This window comes from Streptomyces sp. NBC_00286, from assembly GCF_036173125.1.
In the GTDB taxonomy this organism is placed as follows: Bacteria; Actinomycetota; Actinomycetes; order Streptomycetales; family Streptomycetaceae; genus Streptomyces.
The window spans coordinates 7,435,236-7,460,930 of the sequence record NZ_CP108054.1; the positions used below are offsets into that span (position 1 = coordinate 7,435,236).

A 25,695-nucleotide genomic window follows, 5' to 3' on the forward strand; every position below is an offset into this window, starting at 1 on the left:
CATGACGACGCTAGACGCGGTGGCCGCGGACCGGCCTCCTGGACCACGGCCCCCGGCGAAACGGAACCGCCGCTCCTGGACGGGCTGGGGGTTCATCGGCCCCTTCGTGGCGGTCTTCGCCCTCGTCTTCCTGGCGCCGATCGCGTACTCGATCTACCTCAGCCTGTTCCGTGATCAGTTGATCGGCGGCACCACCTTCGTCGGCCTGGACAACTACACCCAGGCCCTCGAGGACGACCGCTTCTGGGACTCCCTGATCCGGGTCTCGCTCTTCCTCGTCGTCCAGGTGCCGATCATGCTGGGCATCGCCCTGCTGATCGCGCTCGCCCTGGACAGCGGGCGGCTGTACGGCAAGGACTTCTTCCGGATCACGATCTTCCTGCCGTACGCGGTGCCCGCCGTCGTCGCCACCCTGATGTGGGGCTTCATGTACGGCACCCGCTACGGCCTGGTCGGCGACATCAACGAAGCCTTCGGTGTCACCCTGCCCGACCCGCTCTCGGCCGATCTGGTCCTGGCGTCGATCGGCAACATCGTGACCTGGGAATTCGTCGGCTACAACATGCTGATCTTCTACTCCGCGCTGCGGGTCATCCCGCACTCGCTCTACGAGGCCGCGGAGATCGACGGCGCCGGACAGTTCCGCGTCATCACCGCCATCAAGCTGCCCGCCATCCGCGGCGCCCTCGTCATCGCGACGATCTTCTCGATCATCGGCAGCTTCCAGCTCTTCAACGAGCCGAACATCCTGCGGCAGTTGGCGCGCAACGCCATCACGACGGACTACACGCCGAACTTCTACACGTACTCGCTGTCCTTCAACGGCCAGCAGCAGAACTACTCCGCGGCGGTCGCCATCATCATGGGGCTGATCACCATGGTGATCGCCTACATCGTGCAGCTTCGCGGCATGCGCAAGGGAGCGTGACCCGATGAGCACCCCTCTCACCGCCGCCGCCAAGACCCCGACCACTCCGGCCACCGGTTCTGGCAAGGGCACACCCCGGCTGCGTACCCGCGGCAAGAAGCACAGCCCCGGGCGCCCCAAGCGCAGTGTGCTGCTGACCGTGCTCACCGGCCTGATGCTGCTCTACACCGTGGTGCCGCTGATCTGGCTGGTCATCAGCGCCACCAAGACCCAGGAGGGTCTTGCCGACTCGTCCGGGCTGTGGTTCGCCGACGACTTCGCCCTGTTCTCCAACATCAGCGACACGTTCACGTACAACGACGGCATCTTCACGCGCTGGCTGCTGAACACCCTCCTGTACGTCGTTCTCGGCGCCGGCGGTGCCACCTTCCTGGCGATCCTGGGCGGCTACGCGCTGGCGAAGTTCGACTTCCCCGGCAAGCGCGGCGTGTTCGCCGTGGTCATCGGCGCGGTCGCGGTCCCTGGTACGGCCCTGGCGGTGCCGACCTTCCTGATGTTCAGCAAGATGGGGCTGACCGACACCGCGTGGGCGGTGGTCCTGCCCTCGCTCGTCTCGCCCTTCGGCCTGTATCTGATGTGGGTGTTCGCCACGGAGGCGATTCCCGCCGAACTCCTTGAGGCGGCCCGGGTGGATGGCGCCAGCGAGGCGCGCACCTTCTTCCAGGTCGCCCTGCCGCTGCTCGCTCCCGGCATCGTGACCGTCCTGCTGTTCACCACGGTCGCGACGTGGAACAACTACTTCCTGCCGTTGATCATGCTCAAGGACCCGGACTGGTATCCGCTGACCCTGGGTCTGAGCGCCTGGAACTCCCAGGCCGAGACGATCGGCGGTGACGTGATCTTCAACCTGGTGATCACCGGTTCGCTGCTCACGATCGTGCCGCTGATCGCCGCGTTCCTGATGCTGCAGAAGTACTGGCAGTCCGGGCTCGCCGCCGGAAGCGTCAAGGAGTGACCGCCGTTCCCGAAGGCCCCACGCCCCCACACAACGTCAAAACCCTCGCCCTGTCCCACCCACGAAGAAGTGGAAGCACCTCCATGCGCAGAACTACGAGCCGCCTGCTGCGCGGCATAGCCCTCGTCTCCGCCCTGGCTCTCGGGGCGACCGCCTGCGGCGGCTCCGACGACAGCGCCGACAAGCCGGTCTCCGCCGGGGACATCGACGCGGCCCTGGAGAAGGGCGGCACGGTCACGGTCTGGGCGTGGGAGCCCACGCTGAAGACGGTCGCCGCCGACTTCCAGAAGAAGTACCCCAAGGTCAAGATCAACCTCGTCGCCGAGCGGTCCGGCGACAAGCACTACACCGCCCTGACGAACGCCATCTCGGCCGAGAAGGGCGTCCCCGACGTCGCGCAGGTCGAGTACTTCGCGCTGAGTCAGTACGCCCTTACCAAGGGCCTCAGCGACCTGGCCCCCTACGGCGCCGACAAGCTCAAGGACAAGTACACCCCCGGCCCGTGGAACGCGGTGAACGAGGGTGACGCCGTCTACGGCCTGCCGATGGACTCCGGTCCCATGGCGATGTTCTACAACAAGAAGGTCTTCGACAAGCACAAGATCGCGGTGCCCACCACCTGGGACGAGTATGTCGAGGCGGCCCGCAAGCTGAACAAGGCCGATCCCAAGTCCTTCATCGCCGCCGACGCCGGTGACGCGGGCTTCACCACCAGCGCGCTGTGGCAGGCCGGTTCGCGTCCCTACAAGGTCGACGGCACCAATGTGAAGGTCGACTTCTCCGACGCGGGTGCCAAGAAGTTCACCGACACCTGGCAGCCGCTCATCGACGAGAAGCTCGTCGCGCCCATCAACGGCTGGACCGACGACTGGTACAAGGGCCTGGGCGACGGCACCATCGCCACCCTGGTCACCGGCGCCTGGATGCCCGCCAACTTCGTCACCGGTGTGCCGGGGGCCTCCGGCGACTGGCGTGCGGCCCCGATGCCGGCCTGGACCAAGGGCGACAAGGCCAGCGCGGAGAACGGCGGCAGCTCCCTGACCCTGCCCACGCTGGGCAAGAACAAGGAACTCGCCTACGCCTTCGTCGAGTACGCCAACTCCGGCGCCGGTGTGAAGACCCGCATCGACGAGGGCGCCTTCCCGGCGACCAAGGCGGAGCTGGAGTCCCCTGAGTTCCAGGGCAAGGAGTTCGAGTACTTCGGCGGCCAGAAGGCCAACGAGATCTTCGCCGAGTCCGCGGCCAACGTGTCGAGTGACTGGTCGTACCTGCCCTTCCAGCAGTACGCCAACTCGATCTTCAACGACACCGTCGGCAAGGCGTACGTCTCGAACACCAAGCTCGCCGAGGGCCTGAAGTCCTGGCAGGAGGCCTCCGTCAAGTACGGCAAGGAGCAGGGCTTCACCGTCGAGTAGTCGACCGAGTAGCTGAGGTACGCCCCCACGCCGCCCGTGTCGCACACCGGAAGGACCACCATGATCTCCACCCTCCTGTCCCAGCTGCACGGGCCGGACGGTGACTCCACCCCACGCCTCGTGTTCGGCGCCGACTACAACCCCGAGCAGTGGCCGCGCGAGGTGTGGGACGAGGACGTACGGCTGATGCGTGAGGCCGGCGTCAACCTGGTCTCCGTGGGGATCTTCTCCTGGGCCCGCATCCAGCCGGCCCAGGACGAGTGGGACTTCGGGTGGCTCGACGAGATCATGGATCTGTTGCACGCGGGCGGCATCGGGGTCGACCTCGCCACCGCCACCGCGTCCCCGCCGCCCTGGCTCACCACGGCGCACCCGGAGATCCTTCCGGTGACCGCCTCCGGTGAGACGGTGTGGCCGGGGGCGCGGCAGCACTGGCGGCCCACCTCGCCGGTGTTCCGTCAGTACGCGCTCCACCTGGTGCGGAAGATGGCCGAGCGCTACACCGGCCATCCCGCCCTGGTGGCCTGGCACATCTCCAACGAGCTGGGCTGCCACAACATCTACGACTACTCCGACGACGCGGCCGCCGCCTTCCGTGACTGGCTGCGCGCCCGCTATACGACCCTGGAGGCGCTCAACCACGCCTGGGGAACGGCCTTCTGGTCACAGCGCTACAGCGACTGGGAGCAGATCCTGCCGCCCCGGTTGACCGGCTCCCACCCGAACCCCACCCAGCAACTGGACTTCAAGCGGTTCTCCTCCGACGCGCTGAAGGAGTATCTGCGCGCGGAACGGGACGTACTGCGGGAGATAACCCCCGACGTGCCCATCACCACCAACTTCATGGTGATGAACGGCACCAAGGGCATGAACTACGCCGACTGGGCCCCCGAGATCGACTTCGTCTCCAACGACCACTACGTCCACCCCGGCCCCCAGGACCGCGACGAGCTGTCCTTCTCCGCCAACCTGACCGGCGGCATCGCGGGCGGACAGCCCTGGTTCCTGATGGAGCACTCCACCAGCGCCGTCAACTGGCAGCCCGTCAACGTGGCCAAGCGGCCCGGTGACCTGGCCCGTGACTCGCTGCTGCATGTCGCGCACGGCGCCGACGCCGTCTGCTACTTCCAGTGGCGGCAGTCCGCGGCCGGCGCCGAGAAGTACCACTCGGCGATGGTGCCGCACGCCGGGGAGGACAGCGACCTGTTCCGCGCGGTGGTGGCCCTCGGCGACACCCTCAAGACCCTGGCCCCGGTCGCCGGCAGCGAGCGCGAGCCCGCCCCCGTGGGCATCGTCTTCGACTGGGAATCCTGGTGGGCGAGCGAGCAGGACTCGCACCCCACCTCCCTGCTCGACTACCGCCAGGAAGCGCTCGACTGGTACTCCGCGCTCCTCGCCCTCGGCATCCGCGCCGACCTCGTCACCACCCGCACCGACCTCGACCGCTACCGGGTCCTGATCACGCCCGTCCTGCACGTCGTCCCTGCCGAACTCGCCAAGGAGCTCACGCGGTACGTCGAGAGCGGCGGCCACCTGGTCACCACGTACTTCTCCGGCATCGTCGACGAGAACGACCACATCTGGCTCGGCGGCTACCCGGGCGCCCTGCGCGAGCTGCTCGGCATCCGCATCGAGGAGTTCGGGCCGCTGCTCGACGGCGAGACCGTGGAGCTGGACGCCCCGGGCGGCCTTGACGGCGCCGTTACGGGCTCGCTGTGGACCGACCGGATCACCGTCACCAACCCGGAGGCGGAGGCACTGGCCCGCTACCGCACCGGTACGTACGCTGACCGCCCCGCCGTCACGCGCCGTGCCACCGGCCCGGGTTCGGCCGCGTACGTCTCCACCCGGCTCGGTGTCGAAGGGCTCACCGCCCTGCTGCCACGGCTGCTCGCCCCGGCCGGCGTCGAGAGCGAACTGCCCGCCGCCGCACGCGGGTTGGTGGAGCAGACCGTACGTCGCTCAGCCGACGGCCGCTTCGTGTTCCTGGTCAACCGGACCGACTCCGTGGTGCCGCTGACCGATCTCGACGGAGAGGTCCTGGTCGGCAGCACCGACGCCGACGGCAGTCTCGTACTGGAACCCAGGGACGTCGCAGTGCTGCGACAGCCCGCCACCTGACCCCCCACCCACGACCTCCTCGGACCGCACCGCACCCGTCCGAGGGCCATCCCTCCTGCCCGACGGGCGGGAGGACGAGCACAGCTACCACCACCGCAGTTGGGAGCACTTGATGGCACGCCGTACCCGCAGCAGACGGCTCCTCGGAGCCGCCGGCCTCACCGCCCTGGCCACCGGGGCCGCCCTGGTCTCCGCCCCGTCGTCCACGGCACAGGTCGCGGCGGCGGACACCCCGTCCGTCACCGTCCGGCCCGACCCGTCGTACAAGCACGACAAGTTCGAGGGCTGGGGCACCAGCCTGGTGTGGTTCGCGAACGCCACCGGAGACTATCCGCCGGCGGTACGGGAGAAGCTGGCGAAGCTCCTCTTCGACGACTCCGGTCTCGCGCTGAACATCGCCCGCTACAACATCGGCGGCGGCAACGCCCCGGACGTCAAGGACTACCTGCGCGCCGGCGGCGCCGTCGAGGGCTGGTGGAAGGCCCCCGCGGGCACCACCCGCGAGGACACCGACTGGTGGAGCGCCGAGGACAAGAACGACTGGAACCCGAAGGCCGACGCCACCCAGCGCTGGTGGGTGGACCGGATCAAGAAGGACATCACCCACTGGGAGACGTTCAGCAACTCGCCGCCCTGGTTCATGACCGAGAGCGGCTACGTCTCCGGCGGCTTCGACTCCAAGACCGACCAGCTGAAGCCCGAGTCCGTCGAGGACTTCGCCAAGTACCTGGTGGGCGCCACCGAGCGCCTTGAGAAGGCCCACAAGATCGACGTCGACACCCTCGACCCGTTCAACGAGCCGAACACCGACTACTGGGGCACCAAGCTGGGACCCGACGGCGAGCCCGTAGGCGGCCGTCAGGAAGGCGCCCACATGGGCCCCGAACTCCAGCAGAAGGTGCTCCGCGCGCTGGCCCCGGTGCTGAAGAAGTCCCGTACCGACGCCGAGATTTCGGCGATGGACGAGACCAACCCGAACATCTTCACGCAGAACTGGCTCAGCTACCCGCAGGAGGTGCGTGACCTCGTCGAGCAGATGAACGTCCACACCTACGGCACCGGCGGCCGCACCAGCGCGCGCGACCTCGCCAAGGCCGAGGACAAGCCACTGTGGATGAGCGAGGTCGAGGGCGACTGGGGCGACGGCCAGAGCTTCACGGACATGCGGCCTGGCCTGGGCCTCGCCCAGCGCATGGTCGACGATCTGCGCGAACTGGAGCCCAGCGCCTGGGTGTTCTGGCAGCCGGTCGAGGACTACGACAACATGAAGCCCGGCGGCGAGTCCGCGAAGGGCGGCAACTGGGGCTCCATCCAGCTCCCGTTCAGCTGCACCTCCGAGGACACCCTCGAGTCGTGCCCGATCTACACCAACACGAAGTTCGACACCGCCCGGAACTTCACGCACTACATCAAGCCCGGTGACCGGCTGATCCAGGTGAACGACACCTCCAGCGCCGCCGCCGTCTCCAAGAAGGGCAACGGGGCGAGCGTCGTCCACGTCAACAGCACCACCGGCGCCCGTTCGGTCACCGTCGACCTGTCCAAGTTCGGCAAGGTCAGCCGCAAGGCCACCGTCACCCCCGTGGTGACCAGCGCCGACAACAAGCTCGAGCGGCACAAGGCCATCAAGGTCAGCGACCGCAAGGCCACCTTCACCGTGCCCGCCCAGTCGGTGACCTCCTTCGTCGTCAAGGGCGTGTCCGGCGTCGCCAAGGACGCCGCGCTGCTCCAGAAGGGCCACACCTACGAGCTGACCGGCGTCCAGAGCGGCAAGGCACTGACCGTCGCCGACAACGGCACCAACCTGGTCATCAGGTCGGCCGCCACGGGTGCCGCCGCTGCCGGCCAGGAGTGGAAGCTGCGGAAGATCAGCGGTAGCACGGACAACCGGCAGCGGTACGTGTTCACCAACCCGGTGGAGGACAAGCGCCTCGCCGTCCGTGACGGCGCCCCGATCGTGGAGCCCGACAAGGGCGGACGCGACAAGGCCACCCAGTGGATCATGTCCACGACCGGTGACGGCACCTTCACCCTCGTCAACGCCGCCACCGGCCGCCTCCTGGAGGTCGGCGGTCAGGCCACCAACGAGGGCGCGGCCGTGACGCTGTGGACGCCCAACTCCGGCTCCAACCAGCGCTGGAGGGTCACGGACGTGACCGACTGATCCACCAGCACCTGTGCGTGGGGCGTGACGCCTCCGGTCCGGCGGCCGGAGGCGTCACGTTTTTGTGCCGTGCTGGTTTCTGCCGTACTGGGGCGGTGGTAGGTCCCACGGCCTAGGGCTCCCTGGGACGAAAATCCCATGTACGGGGCGCGGGCCGGTTGAGAGCATGACTGCCATGCTCAGAGCCGCCGCAGAGAGACCCGTGTACCGCCCTTCCGCGCCGCCCACCTGGGTGGTGGTCGCGCTCGCCTGCGCGGGCCAGTTCCTCGTGGTGCTCGACGTTTCCGTGGTCAATGTGGCCCTGCCCTCGATGCGGGCGGATCTGGCGCTGAGCGCGACGGGCCTCCAGTGGGTCGTCAACGCGTACACGATCGCCTTCGCCGGATTCATGCTGCTGGGCGGACGGGCCGGGGACCTGTACGGGCGCAAGCGGATGTTCCTCATCGGGCTCGCCCTCTTCACGCTCGCGTCCCTCGGCGGCGGGCTCGCCCAGGCCGAGTGGCAGTTGCTGCTCGCGCGGGCCGTGCAAGGGCTGGGCGCGGCCGTACTCGCGCCCTCGACGCTGACGATTCTGACTTCGGCCGTACCGGAGGGGGCGGCCCGTGCGCGAGCCGTCGCGACCTGGACCGCCGTCGGCGCGGGCGGCGGCGCGGCGGGCGGGCTCGTCGGCGGGCTGCTGGTCGAGGGGCTGTCGTGGCGATGGGTGCTGCTGATCAACGTGCCCGTCGGCGCCATCGTTCTGGCCGCCGCCCTGCGGTGGCTCCCCGAGAGCCGGGCCGGTGAGCGGCGGCGGCTGGACCTGCCGGGGGCGCTGCTGGTGACGGCGGGCCTCGCGACCCTCGCGTACGGGATCGTGCAGACGGAGGCCGAGGGCTGGACCTCGGTCGCGGCCCTCGCCCCGCTGCTCGCCGGGGCCGCGCTGATCTGGCTCTTCCTGCTGGTCGAGGCCTGTACGAAGACGCCGCTGATGCCGCTGAAGTTGTTCCGCATACGGTCCGTGTCGTCGGCGAACGTGGCGATGTTCCTGTGCGGCGCGGCCATGTTCTGCACGTGGTTCTTCATGACGCTGTACGCCCAGAACGTGCTCGGCTATACGCCCCTGGAGGCCGGCCTTGCGCTCATGCCGAGCTCGCTCGCGGTGATCCTCGGCTCGAAGGTCGCGCCGCGACTCATGCGTCTCGTCGGGGCGCGGCATGTCGCGGTGTTCGGGACGTCGGTGGCCGTTGTCGGGTTCGGCTGGCAGTCGACGATGAGTGCGGACGGTACGTACGTCACCGCGATCCTCTTTCCCGGGATCCTGATGATGCTCGGCGGCGGACTGGCCGCCACGCCGCTCGGCTCGCTGGCCACGTCGGGGGCGGCGCCGGGGGACGCCGGGCTGGTCTCGGGGCTCGTCAACACCTCGCGCACGATGGGGGGTTCGCTCGGGCTGTCGGTGATGGCCACGATCGCGGCGGCGCGGACGGGGGGCGGTTCGTCGGCAGCCGCCCTGACGGACGGGTACGCGCTGGTCTTCCGGACGGGGATGGGGGTGCTGCTGGGCGGGGCGGTGCTGATGCTGTTGTGGCTTCCACGGGAGCCCTCCGCTGGAAGGGCGGTTTGAAGACTGCAGGCCGTCCGTGGCTGGTCGCGCAGTTCCCCGCGCCCCTTGAGAGGCCTGCGGCCTCCTTCGGGGCGCTGGTCGGGCCCACGCGGCGGGCCGCACATTGATACGGCTCCGCGCCCCAATTGGGGCCTGCGGCCCCTCAAGCGGGCGCGGTTCGAAGCTGCGGGTGCGTCGTGGCTGGTCGCGCAGTTCCCGCGCCCTAAAGGGGTGCCACCCGCCGCGGTCGAATCTGCGGGTGCGTTGTGGCTGGTCGCGCAGTTCCCCGCGCCCCTGACGGGGCGCTGTATCGCAGCCAGCCTTCAGCAGGCTAGAGCCAGCCTTGCTGTCTCGCCTCCCTCATTGCCTCCATGCGGTTGCGGGTGCCCGTTTTGCCGATTGCGGAGGACAGGTAGTTGCGGACTGTGGATTCGGAGAGGTGGAGTCTGGTGGCTATGTCGGCGACTGTTGAGCCGTCTGCGGAGGCCTTCAGGACGTCGCACTCTCGGGTTGTGAGCGGGCTTGGGCCGGCGCTCAGTGCGGCTGCCGCCAGGGCTGGGTCTATTACCGTCTCGCCGGTCAGTACCCGGCGGATGGAGGCGGCCAGTTCCTCCACGGGGCCGTCCTTCACCAGGAAGCCCGCGGCGCCTGCCTCCATGGCCCGCCGTAGGTACCCAGGCCGGCCGAAGGTGGTGAGGATCAGTACCCGGCAGTCGGGGACCTCTTGCCGCAACCGTGCGGCGGCGTCGAGGCCGCTGATGCCCGGCAACTCGATGTCCAGCAACGCGACATCGGGCCGCGACTCAAGCGCCGCGTCCACGATCACGTCCCCCGCCGCCACCTGCGCGACCACCTCGATGTCGTCCTCAAGCCCGAGCAGTAAAGCGAGGGCGCCCCGCATCATCCCCTGGTCCTCGGCGAGCAGTACGCGGATGGACTTGGTGGGCCGGTGGTCCCGGGGCATCTCGTTCACGGCCCAAGCGTAGGCCGGGCGGACGCACTCCGATCCCTGCACTTCAGGCCGCCGTCCCCGGCAGATTCAGCACGCGCGCCCCCTCCGAAACGTCAGCCGGCTCCCCCTCCTCACTCAACTCCGCCGTTTCCACCGGCAGTTCAGCCGTCACCACAAACCCGCCCCTCGCACCGGGCCCCGCCTCCAGCGAACCGCCCGCCGCCGCGAGGCGCTCCGTGAGGCCCTTGAGCCCCGTGCCGCCGACGGCACCCATGCCACCCATGCCACCCATGCCACCGATGGCGCCGATACCGGGGCCGGGCGGAGGCGGCCCGGCAGGATCGGCGGACTGTCCGCGGCCGTCGTCCGAGATGCGCAGGCGGACACGCTCCTTGCCGCCCTCGACCGCGATCTCGCAGCGGGTCGCGCCGCTGTGCCGTACGGCGTTGGTGACGGCCTCACGGATCACCCAGCCCAGCAGCGCTTCCGTCCGGGCGGACAGGGGCGGGCCCGACTGGCGCACGACCGGTTCGATGCCGACGGCCTGCAACGCCGAGCGGGCCCGGTCGAGTTCGGTGGCCAGACTGCCCTCGCGATACCCGGTCACCGCCTCGCGGACCTCCGTGAGCGCCTGCCGGCCCACCGACTCGATGTCCCCGACCTGGACCAACGCCGCGTCCAGGTCCCGGCGGGCCAGCCGGCGGACCGCCTCCGACTTCACCACGATCACGGAGAGCGTGTGGCCGAGCAGATCGTGCAGGTCGCGGGAGAAGCGGAGCCGTTCCTCCTCGACGGCGCGACGGGCCAACTCCTCGCGGGCGGCGCGGAGTTCACGTACGGCCTCAGAGAGGGAGAGGATCGCCGCCGTCACCATCGTGGAGAGGAAGGTGCCGTACGCGACGTTCACCGCGCCCCAGCCGTCCCGGAACGCGGCCGTGGCCCCCGCGAGCAGGGTCAGGCCGACGCCGACCTTGCCGAGCCACGGGCCTCGTACGATCGCGCCCGTCGCCAGGCCGAGCAGCGGGAAGAAGAGCAGCCAGCTGCCTCCGTAGATGATGGCCAGCGTGCAGGTCACCACGCCCAGCGCGATCAGCATCAGGCGCGTGGAGCGGGCCTCGCGTGCCTCCTTCGAGAAGGCGCGGAACACCAGCGCGATGTAGAGGGAGTTGAAGGCCACCAGGCCGATGCCGCCGATCCAGGGGTTCGGTGTCTTGCCCTGGAACAGGTTGGAGAAGGCGCCCAGGCCCATCAGAAGCCAGGGGAGGAGGGCGAAGCCGTTGGGCGGGCCGAGTTCCTCCGGCGGCCGGCCGGTCTTCTTCCGGTCGGTCTTCTTCTGGGCCCGGCCCCGCTCGCAGCCCTCGCCATGCCGCAAGGCCAGCCAGTAATTGACCCTGCTCATCCAGGACATGCCCTGCCCCCGCTCAAACGGTTCCAGACGGTTCCAGACAGATTCAGACGGTTCGCGCGGTCCTGCGGTACGAAGTAACAGCGTACGAGCCGAAGGCCAGCAGCCAGAGGCTCAGGACCAGTACCGCCCCCAGGGTCGGCGCATGCCCGTCGGCGACCGCCGTGCCGAGCTGCGCGAACCGGTTCGTCGGTAGGTACGCGGACAGCGAGCGCAGCCACTCCGGGAAGAGTTCGAGCGGGAACCACAGGCCGCCGACCACGGCCAGCACCAGGTTGCAGGCCATGTTCGCGACCCCGGTCGTCTGCGCGGTCAGCCGGTAGCCGTTGCCGAGTCCGAGCAGCGTGAACGGGATCGAGCCCAGCCACAGCAGCAGCGCGATCACCGCCCACTTCCACAGATCCATCCGTACGCCGTTGACGAGCCCGCCCGCAGCCAGCACCACGACGATCGCCGGCAACACCGTCACCGCCCCCGTCAACGCCCGGCCTATCACGACCTGGCGCGGAGTCATCGGCGTGATGCGCAACTGCCGCAGCCAGCCGGTCGACTTGTCCTCGGCGACCCCGGCACCGGTGTTCAGGGCCGAGCCCATCGCGCCGTATGCGGCCATGCCGACCATCGAGGCGGTCTTCCAGCCGTTGTCGTCGCCGTCACCGAGATTGGTGAACAGCAAGTACATCGTCACCGGCATCACGACCGTGCCGACCACAAAGCCGAGGTCGCGCAGCGTCCGCCGCACTTCGAGCCACAGGTACTCCCACACCACACCGCTCACCCCCATCACACCCTCTCCAGGACGCTCGAGTTACTCGACGAACCCGACGAACCCGACGTCAGTGCCATGAACGCGTCGTCCAGCGAGGCGGGCGCCACCTCCAGGCCCCGTATGGCACCCCTCCCGGCGAGCGCGATCACCGTCGCGTCCGAGTCCTCCGTACGCAGCCGCGCCCGGTCGCCGCGTATCTCCACCGACACCACGCCGGGCAGCAGGGTCAGGCCCTCCGTGGAACGGCCCGCCAGGTCGAAGGCGACCAGGTTGCCGCCCGCCGCCCGCCTGAGCTGCTCACCGCTGCCGTCGGCGACGATGCGGCCCCGGTCGATGACCACGATCCGGTCGGCGTGGGCGTCAGCCTCCTCCAGGTAGTGGGTGGAGAAGAGGACGGTGTGGCCGCGCCGCGCGTACGCCCTCATCGAGTCCCAGAAGGCGTATCGCGCCTCCACGTCCAGCGCGGCGGTGGGCTCGTCGAGCACGATCAGCGCGGGGTTCCCGATGAGCGCGACCGCGAACCGCACCCGCTGCGTCTGGCCCCCGGAGAGCTTGTCGACGCGCCGCCCGGCCAGCTCGGCGATGCCCGCGAGCTCCAGCGCCTCGGCGACGGGCATCGGCTCCGGATACGTACGGGCGACGAATCCGACCAGCTCGCCCACCGTCACCCGCGGCACCGGCCGCCCGTCCTGCAGCATGGCGCCCACCCGGCCCGCGCGTACGGCCACTTCCGGCGCCGCGCCGAAGAGTCGTACGACACCCTCGTCGGGCTCGTTCAGGCCGAGGAGCAGCGATATCGCGGTGGACTTGCCGGCACCGTTGCGCCCGAGCAGGGCGACCGTCTCGCCGCGCGCCAACTCCAGATCGATCCCGTCCACGGCCCGTACCGAGCCGAAGGTCTTGACCGCCCCCGTGAAGGACACGGCCTGTTGTGTCCCAGTCGTTTTCGTCATGGGTACGACGCTACGAATTCGGAGGCAGCGCCCGGCAGATGCGCTTGTACGGACTCGGGCGGGACAAATGTCACTGCCCAGGCTCCGGGCGTAGCCGTGTCGCAGTCCATAGCAATCGCCATAGCCCGGAGTCTGCTCATCTGACATAGCGTCAGGAGTCTTCACAAGTGCTGGGAGCTGGGCTATACAGAGGGTCGCCGTACTGGAACGCGTTCTAGAACGGGCGGGTTCCGCGGCCCGAGGTCGACCTCGGTGCGTCCGACGGTGCGGACGGTCGCACCGAGGTCTTCTCCGCCGACGATCCGCCAGCAGTCAGGAGCCGCATGCCCATCGACCCCGCCAAGGCCCTCGCCGCCGAGCCCCGGACCGGCGAGATCACCTGGAACCACAAGGACGTCCAGCTCTACCACCTGGGCATCGGCGCGGGCGTCCCGGCGACCGACCCCGACGAGCTGCGCTACACCCTCGAGTCCAGGCTGCACGTTCTGCCGAGCTTCGCGACCGTGGCGGGCGCGGGTTCTCCGGGCGTGATCGGCGGACTGTCCATGCCGGGCATCGAGGTCGACCTCGCCCACGTACTGCACGGCGGCCAGAGCATCGAGCTGCACCGTCCGATTCCCGCCGAGGGGAAGGCGCGTGCCACCGCACGGATCGCGGCCGTGTACGACAAGGGCAAGGCCGCCATCCTCGTCATGCGCACCGAAGTCGCCGACGACGAGGGCCCGTTGTGGACGAACGACGCCCAGATCTTCGTACGCGGGGAAGGCGGCTTCGGCGGCGAACGCGGCCCCTCCACCCGCCTCGAACCACCGACCGGCGACCCGAGCAGGGAGGTCGAGCGGCACGTCCGCGAGGACCAGGCCCTGCTCTACCGCCTCTCCGGCGACTGGAACCCGCTGCACGCCGACCCGGAGTTCGCCAAGCGCGCCGGGTTCGACCGGCCGATCCTGCACGGGCTGTGCACGTACGGAATCACGCTCAAGGCGGTCGTCGACACGCTGCTCGGCGGCGATGTGGCACGGGTCCGCTCCTACAGCACGCGCTTCGCCGGGATCGTCTTCCCCGGCGAGACCCTCCGCATCCGGATGTGGCAACAGGACGGCCGGGTCCGGGTGGCGGTGACGGCAGTTGAGCGGGACGACGCGCCGGTACTGGCCGACACGATCATCGAACACGCATGAACTCTTGAGGGGAGCCGCACCATGCGGGCAGCCGTACTGCACGAGATCGGCCAGGAAAAACTCGAGGTCCTCGACGACGTCGAGGCGACGGGCTTCGGCCCCGGCCGCGTGAAGATCCGGATACGGGCCACCGGACTGTGCCACTCGGACCTCTCGGGGATGTCCGGGGTCCTGCCCCAGCCCGCGCCGTTCGTGCCGGGGCACGAGGGGGCCGGCGAGATCCTGGACGTCGGCGAAGGCGTCACGAACCTCAAACCGGGCGACCGCGTCGTCGTCTGCTGGCTGCCCGCCTGCAACGCCTGCCCCTCCTGCAAACGCGGCCAGACCGAGCTGTGCCTGGCCGGGTTCATGAACGCCGGCACGCCCAACTTCAAGCGCCCCACAGGCGATGTCTTCGGCATGGCGGGCACCGGAACCTTCACCGAGGAGGTCGTGGTCGACGCGGGCTGCGCCGTACCCATCCCCGACGACGTGCCCTTCGACATCGCGGCCCTCATCGGCTGCGGGGTCACCACGGGACTCGGCGCCGCCCTCAACACCGCCGATGTGGAAGCCGGTTCGTCGGTCGCGGTCATCGGCTGCGGCGGCGTCGGCATCTCCGCGATCCAGGGCGCGCGGCTCAAGGGCGCCGCCGAGATCGTCGCCGTCGACCCGGTCGCCTCACGCCGCGAGTCCGCGCTGAAGTTCGGCGCCACCAGGGCCGTATCGCCGGACGAACTCCCCGACACCAAGCAGACGTTGACCGCGGGCGAGGGCTTCGACTACGTCTTCGAGGTCGTCGGCAAGTCCGCCACCGCCCGCACCGCGTACGAGAACACTCGCCGCGGCGGCACACTGGTCGTCGTCGGCGCCGGCGCCATGGACGACTTCCTGCAACTCAGCATGTTCGAGCTGTTCTTCGACGAGAAGCGGATTCTGCCGAGCATGTACGGCGGTGGGGACGTCCTTCGCTCGTACGAGCGGACCATCGCGCTGTGGCGTGCCGGGCGCATCGACCTCGAGGGACTGATCACCCACCGGGTGCCGCTGAGCGAGATCAACGAGGCGTTGGACCAGATGCGTACCGGTGTGGCGCTGCGTACGTGTATCGAGATCTGACCCAGGTGTGTGCGCGAAATGTGACACCTCGGAGTCGGGGTGTCACATTCCGCCGACCGACTGCCGACCGACTGCCAACCGACTGTCAACTGACTTCCGATGGCTGAAGGGGCCTTGATGTCACTGCCACTTGAAGGGCGAGCCGCGATCGTTACCGGGGCGGGCCGGGGGCTCGGCCGGGCCGAGGCGCTGGAGCTCGCCCGGCTCGGTGCCGCCGTCGTCGTCAACGACTTCGGTCAGCCGGGGCGGGACGGTTCCGGCGAGGCGTCGGCCGGGCCCGCCGAGGAGGTCGCGGACGAGATCCGGGCGACGGGCGGTCGCGCGGTCGCCCACATCGGTGACGTGGCGGATCACCAACAGGCGCGGGAACTGGTCGAGTCGGCGGTCAATACGTTCGGCCGGCTGGACATCCTCGTCAACAACGCGGGCATCCTGCGCGACAAGATGGTCTTCTCGATGACCGAGGACGAGTGGGACTCCGTCATCCGCGTCCACTTGAAGGGCCACTTCAACACGACCCACTTCGCCGCCGCGCACTGGCGTAACCGCTCGAAGGCGGCGGGGACCCCGGTGTACGGACGCATCGTCAACACCTCCTCCGAGGCGTTCCTCGCGGGGTCCGCGGGCCAGCCCAACTACGCCGCCGCCAAAGGCGGAATCGTCGGGCTCACCACCTCCACGGCGTTGGCTCTCGCCAAGTACGGCGTCACGGCGAACGTCATCTGCCCGCGTGCCCGGACCCGGATGACGGCGGACGTCTTCGCCGGTTCCGGGGAGTCCAGTGAGGGCCTCGACCCGCTCGCCCCCGAGCATGTCGCTCCGCTGGTCGGCTACTTGGCCTCACCCGCCGCCGCGCGCATCAACGGCCAGCTCCTGGTCGTCCACGGCGGCATGGTCGCCATCGTCGAACGGCCACGGGTGTCCGCCAAGTTCGACACCAAGCGGGACGCTTTCAGCTATGAGGAGCTGGACACGGTCCTTACCCCGCACTATGCGGAACGGCCCTTGAACGAAACGTTCGCGGCGACGGAGGTGCTGGGGCTGAAGCGCGACGCCTGACCCCTGCCGGTATGGGGGAGGGTTTTCTTTCCCCAGCCCCGCCCCTTCCCGAAACGGGGGCTTCGCCCCCGCCCCCCCGCCAGGGGGTAGTGGGTGACACTTCGTGTCGCGGCTGGGGGTGCGTTGTGGCTGGTCGCGCAGTTCCCCGCGCCCCTAAACAGCCTGCGACTGCCCGCACCCCGAAGAGCCAGCGAACCGAAAAGCCCGCACCCGGAAGAGCCAGCGAACCGAAATGGCCCGCGTCCCGGAAGGGGCCTGCGCCCCGTACCCGTCCGCGCGGAAAAGCCCGGACCCCCGACTACCCGCAGCTTTCCGCCGGGGGGAGGGGACGTGGGCCGGTGCGTCGTATGCCCGTCGCTTAGCTTCGGTCTGGGCATACCAGAACCCTGTGTCAGCAAGGGGTCGTATGCCCTGTTGGCGACGGGCTGACGCACCGGCCCGCGGCCCCGCACCCACCACGCACCCAAGGGGCGCGGGGAACTGCGCGAGCAACCACGACGGCGCCGCAGCCGCGACACGCAGTGTCACCCACCACCCCTGGCGGGGGCCTGGGGCGCAGCCCCCAGTTTCGGGAAGGGGCGGGGCTGGGGAAAGAACCCCCCCAACCGCCGGAGGCACCCCGCGGGTCGGCGCGACAATCCACAACGAACCCGCAGCTTCCAACCGCACCCCCAGCGGAGCGCCTTCGTTAGCTCTCGCTCGGCGCCGGCTTCCGGTGCCGCCCCCGAGGCGCAGCCTCGTCGTCCGACACCGAAACAGGCCCCCGATGCCGCCCCCGCCCACCATCGACAGGCTGAGACATCGCCATCCGCGGATCCCGCGAATCGCTCCCCGCCACACGCGGATCCGTGGCTGTGTTACTTACCTCGTTCATCTAGAAATTCACCCCGTTGACAAGATCCTTCTTTGGAACGCGGGTGAGTCTAATAGGCACTCTTCTGGCCGGTGAGAGGCGGTAGGGGCTACTCAACGGTCACTTCTTCGGCCCCCGCCCGGCGCGAGCCGCCCGCACGAGCCGCCTGCGCCAACCGCCGCCCCGCAAAGGCACTCGAGAGCTTCCGTACGGTGAACGAAACCGCCGGCTCCGAGGAACCCGGGTCATACGAGGGCTCGGAGGACTCGGCGGACTCGGCGTACTCCACCTCCGCCGCAACCCCCGCCTCCACAGAACGTGAGACCAACGACACCTCGTCCACCACCTCCGCAGGCACCACCACCCGCGAAACCCCACAAGGCAACGCCCCCGTCGAGTACGGCAGCCGAAGCACCCCATCCCGGGTCCACAACCCAGAACCCACCAACCACCCCACAGGCGCGGCAAGTTGGCGAACCCTTCGCTCAACAGGCCGCCACACCCCCAGCCAACTGCCCCCGCCAGCGCGAGCATTACCGTCACCGTCAGCACCGGCGACTGCGATCCGCAAAGCCACCCCACACCACTCCGGCGTCAGCATCTGCCCCGGCTGGATGGCAAACGGCGAAACCACATGCTCAGCCATCCGCAACGAGTCCGGAAAGCGCACCGGAAGCGTGCTCCCCAACACGCCCCAGCCCAGCCGCTCCTGCCCCGGCGACGGCGCGTCCGAGCGGATCAGCAGCAGCCCGCTGTCGGCGTCCGCGAGCAGCAGCCGGTCGTTGCTGGTCTCGGCGATCTGGAGAAGCGGCGACACCTCGCCGTCGCACCCCAGGTCGACCACCACCGTCTTGGTCCGGCCGTCCAACTCCCGGTCCAGAGCTAGCAGTCGGTCGTCGCCGGACAGCCACACGCCGCCCGAACAGCGCCCCGGCACCGTAGCGAGCCGCTCGGGCCCGAAGGCGCCGCCCGCCACCAGCCACACCGTGGTGGAACTCCGGCCCACGGCAACGGCGTACGCCCGAAGGCCTCCCGGAGCGGGTGGCAGCAGCCGCAACTCCGTTGTGCCGTCCCGGCATTCGACCGCGCCCAGCGGTACCTCACCGGTCCCCGGCCCGGTGGGATACAGCAGCGCGAACGTGTGCCGCCCCTCCGGCACCCGGTGGATGAGCACGCGCCCGTCCGCCATCGGCTGCACCTCCGTGCCGGGCTCCTCGGGCTCCTTGCCGGGCAGCGGTACGGCGTACGGCTCGGGGCCGTCCAGGGTCCAGCGCTCCGGGAACCAGGAGTCGCCGCGTGGGGCGAGGCGGGCCGCGTAGGACCCGTCGGCGGTGATCACGCAACCTGCTCGCGTCCCGTTCTCTGCGGCGGATTCGATGGCACAGGCCGTCATCGTCTGGGTCACCTCCGGCCATGAAGGTAGTTTTCGTACGCACAGACGGAGCATCGACAGGCAGACACTTCACACATATGGGTGGCCCATCGGCGATTCGCCTGAGGAAACGAGGGCCGGTGTGCTGGCCGGCTCCCGGCACCGCCTTCCATGCCTTCCATGTAGGCCGCCCGGCGACGAGCCCCACCATCGACCGGCGCCCGGCCTCTGCCCCCCCTGCCGTCCCCTTCCGGCCTCTGCCTAGACCCTTGCCTCCCTGCCTCTGCCTACGGCACACGCCGCAGGGGCGGGTAGCCTTTCTTACGTGCCCCGTCTGTCTGAAGTCATCGCCGCGCTCGACTCCCTCTGGCCCCCCGAGAGGGCGGAGGACTGGGACGCGGTGGGTACGGTCTGCGGAGACCCGGACGGCGAGGTCACGCGCGTATTGCTCGCCGTCGACCCGGTCCAGGAGATCGTGGACGAGGCGGTGAAACTGGACGCCGACCTGCTGGTCACCCACCACCCGCTCTACCTGCGCGGTACGACGACGGTGGCGGCCTCGACCTTCAAGGGCCGCGTGGTGCACACCCTGATCAAGAACGACATCGCGCTGCACGTCGCGCACACGAACGCCGACCAGGCGGATCCGGGCGTCAGCGACGCCCTCGCCGGTGCGCTGGACATCCGGGTCGTACGGCCCCTCGTGCCGGACCCGACCGACCCCGAAGGCCGCCGGGGCCTGGGCAGGATCTGCGAGCTGGACCATCCGCTGACCGTCCGCGAACTCGCCGCGCGCGCCGCCGAGCGGCTGCCCGCGACCGCGCAGGGCATCCGGGTCGCGGGCGACGCGGAGGCGCTCGTACGGACCGTGGCGGTCAGCGGCGGATCCGGCGACAGCCTCTTCGACGACGTACGAGCCGCCGGCGTCGACGCCTTCCTCACCGCGGACCTCCGCCACCACCCGGCCTCCGAGGCCCGCGCCCACAGTCCTCTCGCGCTGCTCGACGCGGCGCACTGGGCCACCGAGTGGCCCTGGTGCGAGCTGGCCGCCTCCCAGCTCGACGAGATTTCCGACCGGAACGGATGGGGACTTCGCGTCCACGTCTCCAAGACGGTCACCGACCCCTGGACCACCCACTCCCCTTCGCTTTCACCTGGAGCCCCCAACTGAACGCCGCGCCCGCCGACCAGATCCGACTTCTCGACGTCCAGGCCCTCGACGTACGCCTTCAGCAGCTGGCGCACAAGCGGAAGTCGCTGCCCGAGCACGCCGAGATCGAGTCGCTGAACAAGGACCTCATCCAGCTGCGTGACCTGCTCGTCGCCGCGCAGACCGAGGAGAGCGACTGCGCCCGCGAGCAGACGAAGGCCGAGCAGGACGTCGACCAGGTGCGCCAGCGCGCCGCCCGCGACCAGCAGCGCCTCGACTCCGGCGCAATCACCTCCCCCAAGGACCTGGAGAACCTCCAGCACGAGATCGCCTCGCTCGCCAAGCGGCAGGGTGACCTGGAGGACGTGGTCCTGGAGGTCATGGAGCGCCGCGAGTCCGCGCAGGAGCGGGTGGCCGAGCTGACCGGGCGGGTCGCCTCCGTCCAGGCGAAGATCGACGACGCGATGGGGCGGCGGAACACGGCCCAGGAGTCCCTGGACGGCGAGATCGCGACGGCCACGAAGGAGCGAGAGGTCATCGCAGGTTCGGTCCCCGCCGACCTGCTGAAGCTCTACGACAAGCTCCGCGAGCAGCAGGGCGGCATCGGCGCGGCCCGCCTCTTCCAGCGCCGCTGCGAGGGCTGCCGCCTGGAGCTCAACATCACCGAGGTGAACGACGTGAAGGCAGCCGCCCCGGACACGGTCCTGCGCTGCGAGAACTGCCGCCGCATTCTGGTCCGTACGTCCGAGTCCGGGCTGTAGGGGCCGCGTGTTGCCTGAGTCCGTGCCGGCGGCGACTCCGAGCGTCGTCGTCGCCCCGGCCGCCGCGCCCGCTGATCTCGGGGCGCCCGTAAGCCTCGTACTGCTGCGGCATGGGGAGACACCGCTGACACCTCAGAAGCGGTTCTCCGGGAGTGGCGGGAGCGATCCGGGGCTGTCGGATGTGGGGCGCGGGCAGGCCGAGCGGGTGGCGGAGGCACTGGCCGGGCGGGGGAGCGTGCAGGAGATCGTTTCGTCGCCGCTTGCCCGGTGCCGGGAGACCGCGGGGATCGTCGCCGAGCGGCTCGGGCTGGACGTACGGCTTGAGGACGGGCTGCGGGAGACCGACTTCGGGGCTTGGGAAGGGCTGACCTTCGGGGAGGTCCGGGAGCGGTATCCGGAGGACCTGAACGCGTGGCTGGGCTCGGCGGAGGCCGAACCCACCGGCGGCGGCGAGAGCTTCGCGGCGGTCGCCGAGCGCGTGGCCGCCGCCCGGGACAAGCTGCTAGGGCCTGTGTCGAAGGTGGCGCCTGCCGATCGACGCCTGGCACGCGCCCCCATCCTCGAACCGGCTTCGCACGGCTCGGACGGGGGGACCCCCTTCGCCGCACCGGGCGAAAGCCCAAGTACGTCCAGTACGAGGGCTTCCACCGGGCATGCCGAGAGCACGCTCCCCCACGCTCGAACCCGAGCTCGCGCGGGGGGACCCCCATCGCCGCCGCCCGGCCCGCCCTCCGGGCGAACGACGCCACCTTCGACACAGGCCCTGGCCGCCCACCCGGGCCGTACCGTGCTCGTCGTCTCGCACGTCACGCCCATCAAGACGCTCGTACGACTGGCTCTCGGCGCCCCGCCCGAGTCCCTGTTCCGTATGGAACTGTCGGCCGCCTCGCTCTCGGAAGTGGAGTACTACGCGGACGGCAACGCCAGCCTGCGCCTGCTCAACGACGCGTCCCATCTGCGCTGAGCGCCGCCGCCTCGCGGGCCAGCGCCTCCACCCGCGCCCAGTCCTTCGCGGCGATGGCCTCCTCCGGCAGCATCCAACTCCCGCCCACACAGGCGACGTTGGGCAGCGCCAGATAGTCGGGAGCCGAGGCGAGCCCGATCCCGCCCGTCGGGCAGAACCGCGCCTGCGGCAACGGCCCGGCCAGCGACTTCAGATAGGCGGTACCGCCCGCCGCCTCAGCCGGGAAGAACTTCATCTCCCGCACCCCGCGTTCAAGGAGCGCCACCACCTCCGAGGTGGTCGACACCCCCGGCAGGAACGGCACCCCCGACCCCCGCATCGCCTCCAGCAGTACGTTCGTCCAGCCCGGGCTCACCAGAAACCGCGCCCCGGCCGCCACCGACTCCGCCACCTGCTCCGGCGTAATCACCGTCCCCGCCCCGACGGTCGCGTCCGGCACCTCACCGACGATCGCCCGGATCGCGTCCGTCGCGGCCGGCGTCCGCAGAGTCACCTCGATCGCGGGCAGCCCGCCCGCGACGAGCGCCCGCGCAAGCGGAACGGCGTCGGCGACGTCCCGCACGACGACCACGGGGACTACGGGGGCGAGATCAAGCACGGAGACGGTCATGCCCGACATCGTGCCGCCGCCGAGCAGCATGCGCAAAGAGCGTTGCGCATGCTGCAAAGCTCGCTCAGTGCTCAGGCCAGCTGCCTTGGCGAAGTCCGGTGCGGTGCCGCGCCCGCTTGAGGGGCCGCAGACCCCGATAGGGGCGCGGGACTGTGTCAATTTGCGGCTCCGCCGCGATGGGGGTCCCCCCGCTCATGGGGGTCCCCCCGCTCGAGCGAAGCCGAGAGTGGGGGAGGAGCCGAGAGTGGGGGAGGAGCCGAGAGTGGGGGAGGAGCCGAGAGTGGGGGAGGAGCCGAGAGTGGGGGAGGAGCCGAGAGTGGGGGAGGAGCCGAGAGTGGGGGAGGAGCCGAGAGTGGGGGAGCGACCAGCCCCCACCGGCCCGCAGTCGAATCACTGCACTTCCAGCGGAGCGCTTAGTGGACCTCGTCCACCAGCACATCCAGCGCCCAAGCCGTCCCCGCCCGCCCCGGCGGCTCCGCCTCCACCACATACCCGAGGTCCCGCAGCGCCTCCACCAGCTCCGCCGGTCCCTTCGGCGCGGCCCCGGCCAGCAGCAGGCTTCGTACGATCCGCCCCTTGGTCGCCTTGTTGAAGTGGCTGACCACCTTCCGGGTCGGCGCGTGCAGCACCCGCACACTCGCCGTACGCCCCGCCACCTCCCCCTTCGGCTTCCACGCCGCCGCGTACGCGGAGGAGCGCAGATCGAGCACGAGCCCGTTCCCGGCGGCCTCGGGCAGAACGGAGGCCATCGGCGTACGCCAATGCGCGCCCAGCGCCCCAAGGCCCGGCAGCTTCACGCCCATCGAGCAGCGGTACGAGGGAATCCGGTCCGTCACGCGGACCGCGCCCCACAGCCCCGAGAAGACGAGCAGCGAACGGGCCGCCCGCCGCTTGGCCGCCGTGTCGAGCGAGGCCAGGTCAAGGGCGTCGTACAGCACCCCCGTGTAGATCTCCCCGGCGGGCCGCGCCCCCGCGGTCCGCAGCACCGCGTTCTTGGCGACCTCGCCCCGCAGCCCCTCGCTCAGCCCGAGGACCTCCCGCGCCTTCTCCTCGTCGCCCGCACACAACTCGACCAACTCGTCGAGCACCGCCTGCCGCGCCTCCGCCAGCCCCGGCAGCGACAACGACTCCGGCTTCAGCGGCGCGCCCCGCCCGGAGGCAGCCTTTCCTTCGGACGGCGGCAGCAGCACGAGCACGGTGGTTCTCCTTCAATGCGTACGAGGGGCAGGCGCCAGCGTACGCATCTCGCGGATCGCCTGAACGAGGACGTCCGGTTCGTCGGCATGGAAGCGGATCAGGTGTACGTACCTGGGGCGGCCGAGGAAGGTGAAGTGCCGTATGGATTCGGTGAGTTCGAGGGTGATCGTGGTCTGTGCGCCGACGGCCAGGTCGAGCTCGCCCTCGCGCTTCTCGTGTGTGTAGCGCGTCTCGCGGCGTACGGACGCGATGAGGTCCAGGGGGACGCGGAGGTCGAGGTGGGCGGCTCGGCGGATGCGCAGCGCGGTGGCGTCCAGGATGTGCGGGCGGCTCACGGAGGCCGCGTGCAAGCCGACGACTTGGAGTACGCCGTAGAGGTCGAGGACGAGTACGGGCCGCTCGACGGCCGGCCAGGGCCGCAGCAGCACCGCCAGCGCGACCGTCTCGAGCACGCACACAAAGCCGAACCCGAACATCATCGCGCCCTGGCCCCGCACATACCCGAACGCCCGCCCGCTCCGGGCGCCATGCCGCCGCCGCGCCGCCCAGAGGGCGATGCTCACGATCAGCCGCAGCTCGTGCGCGGACAGCCGCCGCACGAGTTCAACGGCCTTCACGACGGCTGTCACGACGGCCCTCACGGCGGCCTTCACCGCGCACCGCCCGCGTGGCGCTCGACGAGCAGCCGCATCGTGCGCCGGATCGCCTCCGCCTGCGCGGGCGCGAAGTCGTCGAGGAAGGCCCGCAGGAAGCTCTGCTCCCCGGCCGCGCCCGCGATGCTCCCGATGCCGAGCCCGTCGAGAGCGGAGTCCGGCAGGCAGGAGGCGAGCAGTTCGGCGGCCTCGTCGATGCGGGGGTCGCCCGGGTCGGCGTCCACGAGTGCGTCGAGCAAGGCGTACGCCTCGTGCGCGCGATCCACCGCACCCGGCTCGCCGGCGAAACTGCCCAGCGCGGACAGCAGCCGCTCCCGTTCCTCCGGGGGCGCGGCGGTGTCCAGCAGGGCGATGATCTCGCGGTCCTTGGCGGCCATGGGGGACGCAGGCCGCCCCTGTGACCCCCGGTCCAAGTCACCGAAGAGCGCGACCAGTTCGGGGGACACCGGTCCCTCGACGGGCAACCGCCCCGCCTCGGCATCGGCCAGCAGGGCCCGCAGCCGCGCCCGCCGCTCCCGGATGGCCTGCTCCTGCCGCGCGAGGTCGTCATCGAGTTCGGCAAGCACCTCGGCGAGATCCCGCCCCGCGTCGTCCGCGAGCACGTCCCGCACCTCGGCGAGCCCGAGCCCCAGCTCGGTCAGCCGCCGGATCCGGGCGAGCACGACGGCGTGCCGCAGCCCGTAGTCGCGGTACCCGTTGGAGCGCCGCTCGGGTTCGGGCAGCAGCCCGAGGTGGTGGTAGTGCCGCAAGGTCCTCGTGGTGACGCCGATGGCCGCGGCCAGCTCTCCGATTCGCATGCGATCAGTAGAAACGTTGACGTTGCGGCGGGGTCAAGCGCTGGCCTCCGGCGGTGCCTGACGGGGTCGGTGATCGTGTGCCACGATCGAGGGAACGGTTCCCGATCTCATGGACGGGTGATCTCCCGATGTCCCATTCTGGCGAGCGACCGAAGGAGGGGCGTGACATGACTGCCATGACACACGAGCCGCTCACGCAGGAAGAGGTCCTGCTGGAGTGGTTTCTCGCCCTGGACACCCCGGAGGGTTTCCGGGCGGAACTGATCGAGGGGGAGATTGTCGTGACGCCGCCGCCGGACGGGGAGCACGAGCGGTACATCAGCCGGACTGTGAGACAAGTGATCCGGCGGTCCCGGACCGACATGGACTTCTCCGGGAACAAGGGGCTGAAACTGAAGCGCGGTGGTGCCTGCCCGAAGAACTACGCGATCCCAGACGTCACTTTCGCTCCTATCGAGCTGGACCTCTTCGGGGGCGCCGACTCCTGGATGCCTTGTGACGGCGTCGCCATGGTGATCGAAGTGACGTCCACGAAGCCTCTGACTGACCGCGTGGCCAAACGCCGCTGCTACGCCCGCGGCGGCATCCCCCTCTACCTCCTCGTCGACCGGGACAAGTCCTCCGTGACGCTGTTCAGTGATCCGGAGAAGGACGACTACCTCGCGCGCTGCACCCGTCCCCTCGGAAAGTCGCTCTCCCTCCCAGAGCCCTTCGCGTTCGACCTGGACACGGCGGACTTCCTCTGAGCCTGAGTCA

The 25,695-nt window shown here is 70.0% G+C and carries 21 protein-coding genes and 2 pseudogenes; 14 read left to right on the forward strand and 9 right to left on the reverse strand.

Annotated features, from left to right (window positions below; all coding sequences use genetic code 11):
• Position 1: 1 nt before the first annotated feature.
• The 6 genes from OHT21_RS33690 (at position 2) to OHT21_RS33715 (ending at position 9,186) form a co-directional block, all read left to right on the forward strand.
• On the forward strand, positions 2–928 hold the full coding sequence (locus tag OHT21_RS33690) for a carbohydrate ABC transporter permease (protein ID WP_328772033.1): 927 nt from the start codon (positions 2–4) through the stop codon (positions 926–928).
• 4 nt (positions 929–932) lie between these two features.
• Positions 933–1,883, forward strand: coding sequence for a carbohydrate ABC transporter permease (locus OHT21_RS33695; protein WP_328772034.1), 951 nt, complete (start codon positions 933–935; stop codon positions 1,881–1,883).
• A gap of 83 nt (positions 1,884–1,966) precedes the next feature.
• Positions 1,967–3,298 (forward strand): ABC transporter substrate-binding protein, encoded by a 1,332-nt coding sequence (locus OHT21_RS33700; RefSeq protein WP_328772035.1) that lies wholly within the window; start codon positions 1,967–1,969, stop codon positions 3,296–3,298.
• Between the two features lie 60 nt (positions 3,299–3,358).
• On the forward strand, positions 3,359–5,419 hold the full coding sequence (locus OHT21_RS33705; RefSeq protein ID WP_328772036.1) for a beta-galactosidase: 2,061 nt from the start codon (positions 3,359–3,361) through the stop codon (positions 5,417–5,419).
• Between the two features lie 112 nt (positions 5,420–5,531).
• Positions 5,532–7,583, forward strand: a complete 2,052-nt coding sequence (locus OHT21_RS33710; protein ID WP_328772037.1) for an RICIN domain-containing protein — start codon at positions 5,532–5,534, stop codon at positions 7,581–7,583.
• A 166-nt stretch (positions 7,584–7,749) separates the two neighbouring features.
• The gene (locus OHT21_RS33715) at positions 7,750–9,186 is read left to right on the forward strand and encodes an MFS transporter (protein ID WP_328772038.1); all 1,437 of its coding nucleotides are present in this window, start codon (positions 7,750–7,752) and stop codon (positions 9,184–9,186) included.
• Between the two features lie 310 nt (positions 9,187–9,496).
• On the opposite strand, the gene OHT21_RS33720 is transcribed toward OHT21_RS33715, so the two are convergent.
• From OHT21_RS33720 to OHT21_RS33735, 4 genes are read right to left on the reverse strand one after another with little or no spacing between them, the layout of a single operon-like run.
• Positions 9,497–10,129 (reverse strand): response regulator transcription factor, encoded by a 633-nt coding sequence (locus OHT21_RS33720; protein ID WP_328774323.1) that lies wholly within the window; start codon positions 10,127–10,129, stop codon positions 9,497–9,499.
• 52 nt (positions 10,130–10,181) lie between these two features.
• Entirely contained in the window at positions 10,182–11,525 is a 1,344-nt protein-coding gene (locus OHT21_RS33725) for a sensor histidine kinase (RefSeq protein ID WP_443050470.1), read from the reverse strand.
• Between the two features lie 43 nt (positions 11,526–11,568).
• Entirely contained in the window at positions 11,569–12,288 is a 720-nt protein-coding gene (locus OHT21_RS33730) for an ABC transporter permease (RefSeq protein WP_328774324.1), read from the reverse strand.
• Positions 12,289–12,305: 17 nt separating this feature from the next.
• Complete coding sequence (locus OHT21_RS33735; protein WP_328772040.1) at positions 12,306–13,244, reverse strand: ABC transporter ATP-binding protein; 939 nt, start codon at positions 13,242–13,244, stop codon at positions 12,306–12,308.
• A 323-nt stretch (positions 13,245–13,567) separates the two neighbouring features.
• Between OHT21_RS33735 and OHT21_RS33740 the strand changes: the two genes are divergently transcribed.
• From OHT21_RS33740 to OHT21_RS33750, 3 genes are all read left to right on the forward strand, one after another.
• Positions 13,568–14,425: a MaoC/PaaZ C-terminal domain-containing protein gene (locus tag OHT21_RS33740; protein ID WP_328772041.1), complete on the forward strand. Its 858-nt coding sequence runs from the start codon at positions 13,568–13,570 to the stop codon at positions 14,423–14,425.
• A 21-nt stretch (positions 14,426–14,446) separates the two neighbouring features.
• Positions 14,447–15,523, forward strand: a complete 1,077-nt coding sequence (locus OHT21_RS33745; protein WP_328772042.1) for a Zn-dependent alcohol dehydrogenase — start codon at positions 14,447–14,449, stop codon at positions 15,521–15,523.
• 117 nt (positions 15,524–15,640) lie between these two features.
• Positions 15,641–16,582, forward strand: coding sequence for a 3-oxoacyl-ACP reductase (locus OHT21_RS33750; RefSeq protein ID WP_328772043.1), 942 nt, complete (start codon positions 15,641–15,643; stop codon positions 16,580–16,582).
• 962 nt (positions 16,583–17,544) lie between these two features.
• Here OHT21_RS33750 and OHT21_RS33755 read toward each other — a convergent pair.
• The gene (locus tag OHT21_RS33755; protein WP_328772044.1) at positions 17,545–18,828 is read right to left on the reverse strand and encodes a hypothetical protein; all 1,284 of its coding nucleotides are present in this window, start codon (positions 18,826–18,828) and stop codon (positions 17,545–17,547) included.
• Between the two features lie 304 nt (positions 18,829–19,132).
• On the opposite strand from OHT21_RS33755, the gene OHT21_RS33760 reads away from it, so the two are divergent.
• From OHT21_RS33760 to OHT21_RS44825, 4 genes and pseudogenes are all read left to right on the forward strand, one after another.
• A complete protein-coding gene (locus OHT21_RS33760) occupies positions 19,133–19,978 on the forward strand; it encodes a Nif3-like dinuclear metal center hexameric protein (protein ID WP_328772045.1) in 846 nt (281 codons plus the stop codon).
• A complete protein-coding gene (locus OHT21_RS33765; protein ID WP_328774325.1) occupies positions 19,975–20,718 on the forward strand; it encodes a zinc ribbon domain-containing protein in 744 nt (247 codons plus the stop codon). The genes OHT21_RS33760 and OHT21_RS33765 overlap by 4 nt, the downstream gene beginning before the upstream one ends.
• A gap of 55 nt (positions 20,719–20,773) precedes the next feature.
• A pseudogene (locus OHT21_RS44820) lies at positions 20,774–21,223 on the forward strand (histidine phosphatase family protein); the annotation flags it as partial.
• Positions 21,224–21,481: 258 nt separating this feature from the next.
• Positions 21,482–21,682: pseudogene (locus OHT21_RS44825) on the forward strand (histidine phosphatase family protein); the annotation flags it as partial.
• Here the strand turns inward: OHT21_RS44825 and eda are convergent.
• The 4 genes from eda to OHT21_RS33790 all read right to left on the reverse strand — a co-directional run bounded on the left by eda (position 21,657) and on the right by OHT21_RS33790 (position 24,939).
• Positions 21,657–22,301, reverse strand: a complete 645-nt coding sequence (eda, locus tag OHT21_RS33775; protein WP_443050686.1) for a bifunctional 4-hydroxy-2-oxoglutarate aldolase/2-dehydro-3-deoxy-phosphogluconate aldolase — start codon at positions 22,299–22,301, stop codon at positions 21,657–21,659. The pseudogene OHT21_RS44825 and the gene eda overlap by 26 nt on opposite strands.
• Positions 22,302–22,705: 404 nt before the next feature.
• Entirely contained in the window at positions 22,706–23,488 is a 783-nt protein-coding gene (yaaA, locus tag OHT21_RS33780) for a peroxide stress protein YaaA (RefSeq protein ID WP_328772047.1), read from the reverse strand.
• A gap of 12 nt (positions 23,489–23,500) precedes the next feature.
• Complete coding sequence (locus OHT21_RS33785; RefSeq protein ID WP_328772048.1) at positions 23,501–24,118, reverse strand: hypothetical protein; 618 nt, start codon at positions 24,116–24,118, stop codon at positions 23,501–23,503.
• Positions 24,119–24,138: 20 nt separating this feature from the next.
• Positions 24,139–24,939, reverse strand: a complete 801-nt coding sequence (locus OHT21_RS33790; protein WP_328772049.1) for a MerR family transcriptional regulator — start codon at positions 24,937–24,939, stop codon at positions 24,139–24,141.
• 167 nt (positions 24,940–25,106) lie between these two features.
• On the opposite strand from OHT21_RS33790, the gene OHT21_RS33795 reads away from it, so the two are divergent.
• Positions 25,107–25,685: a Uma2 family endonuclease gene (locus tag OHT21_RS33795; RefSeq protein ID WP_328772050.1), complete on the forward strand. Its 579-nt coding sequence runs from the start codon at positions 25,107–25,109 to the stop codon at positions 25,683–25,685.
• The last annotated feature ends 10 nt before the right edge of the window (positions 25,686–25,695 follow it).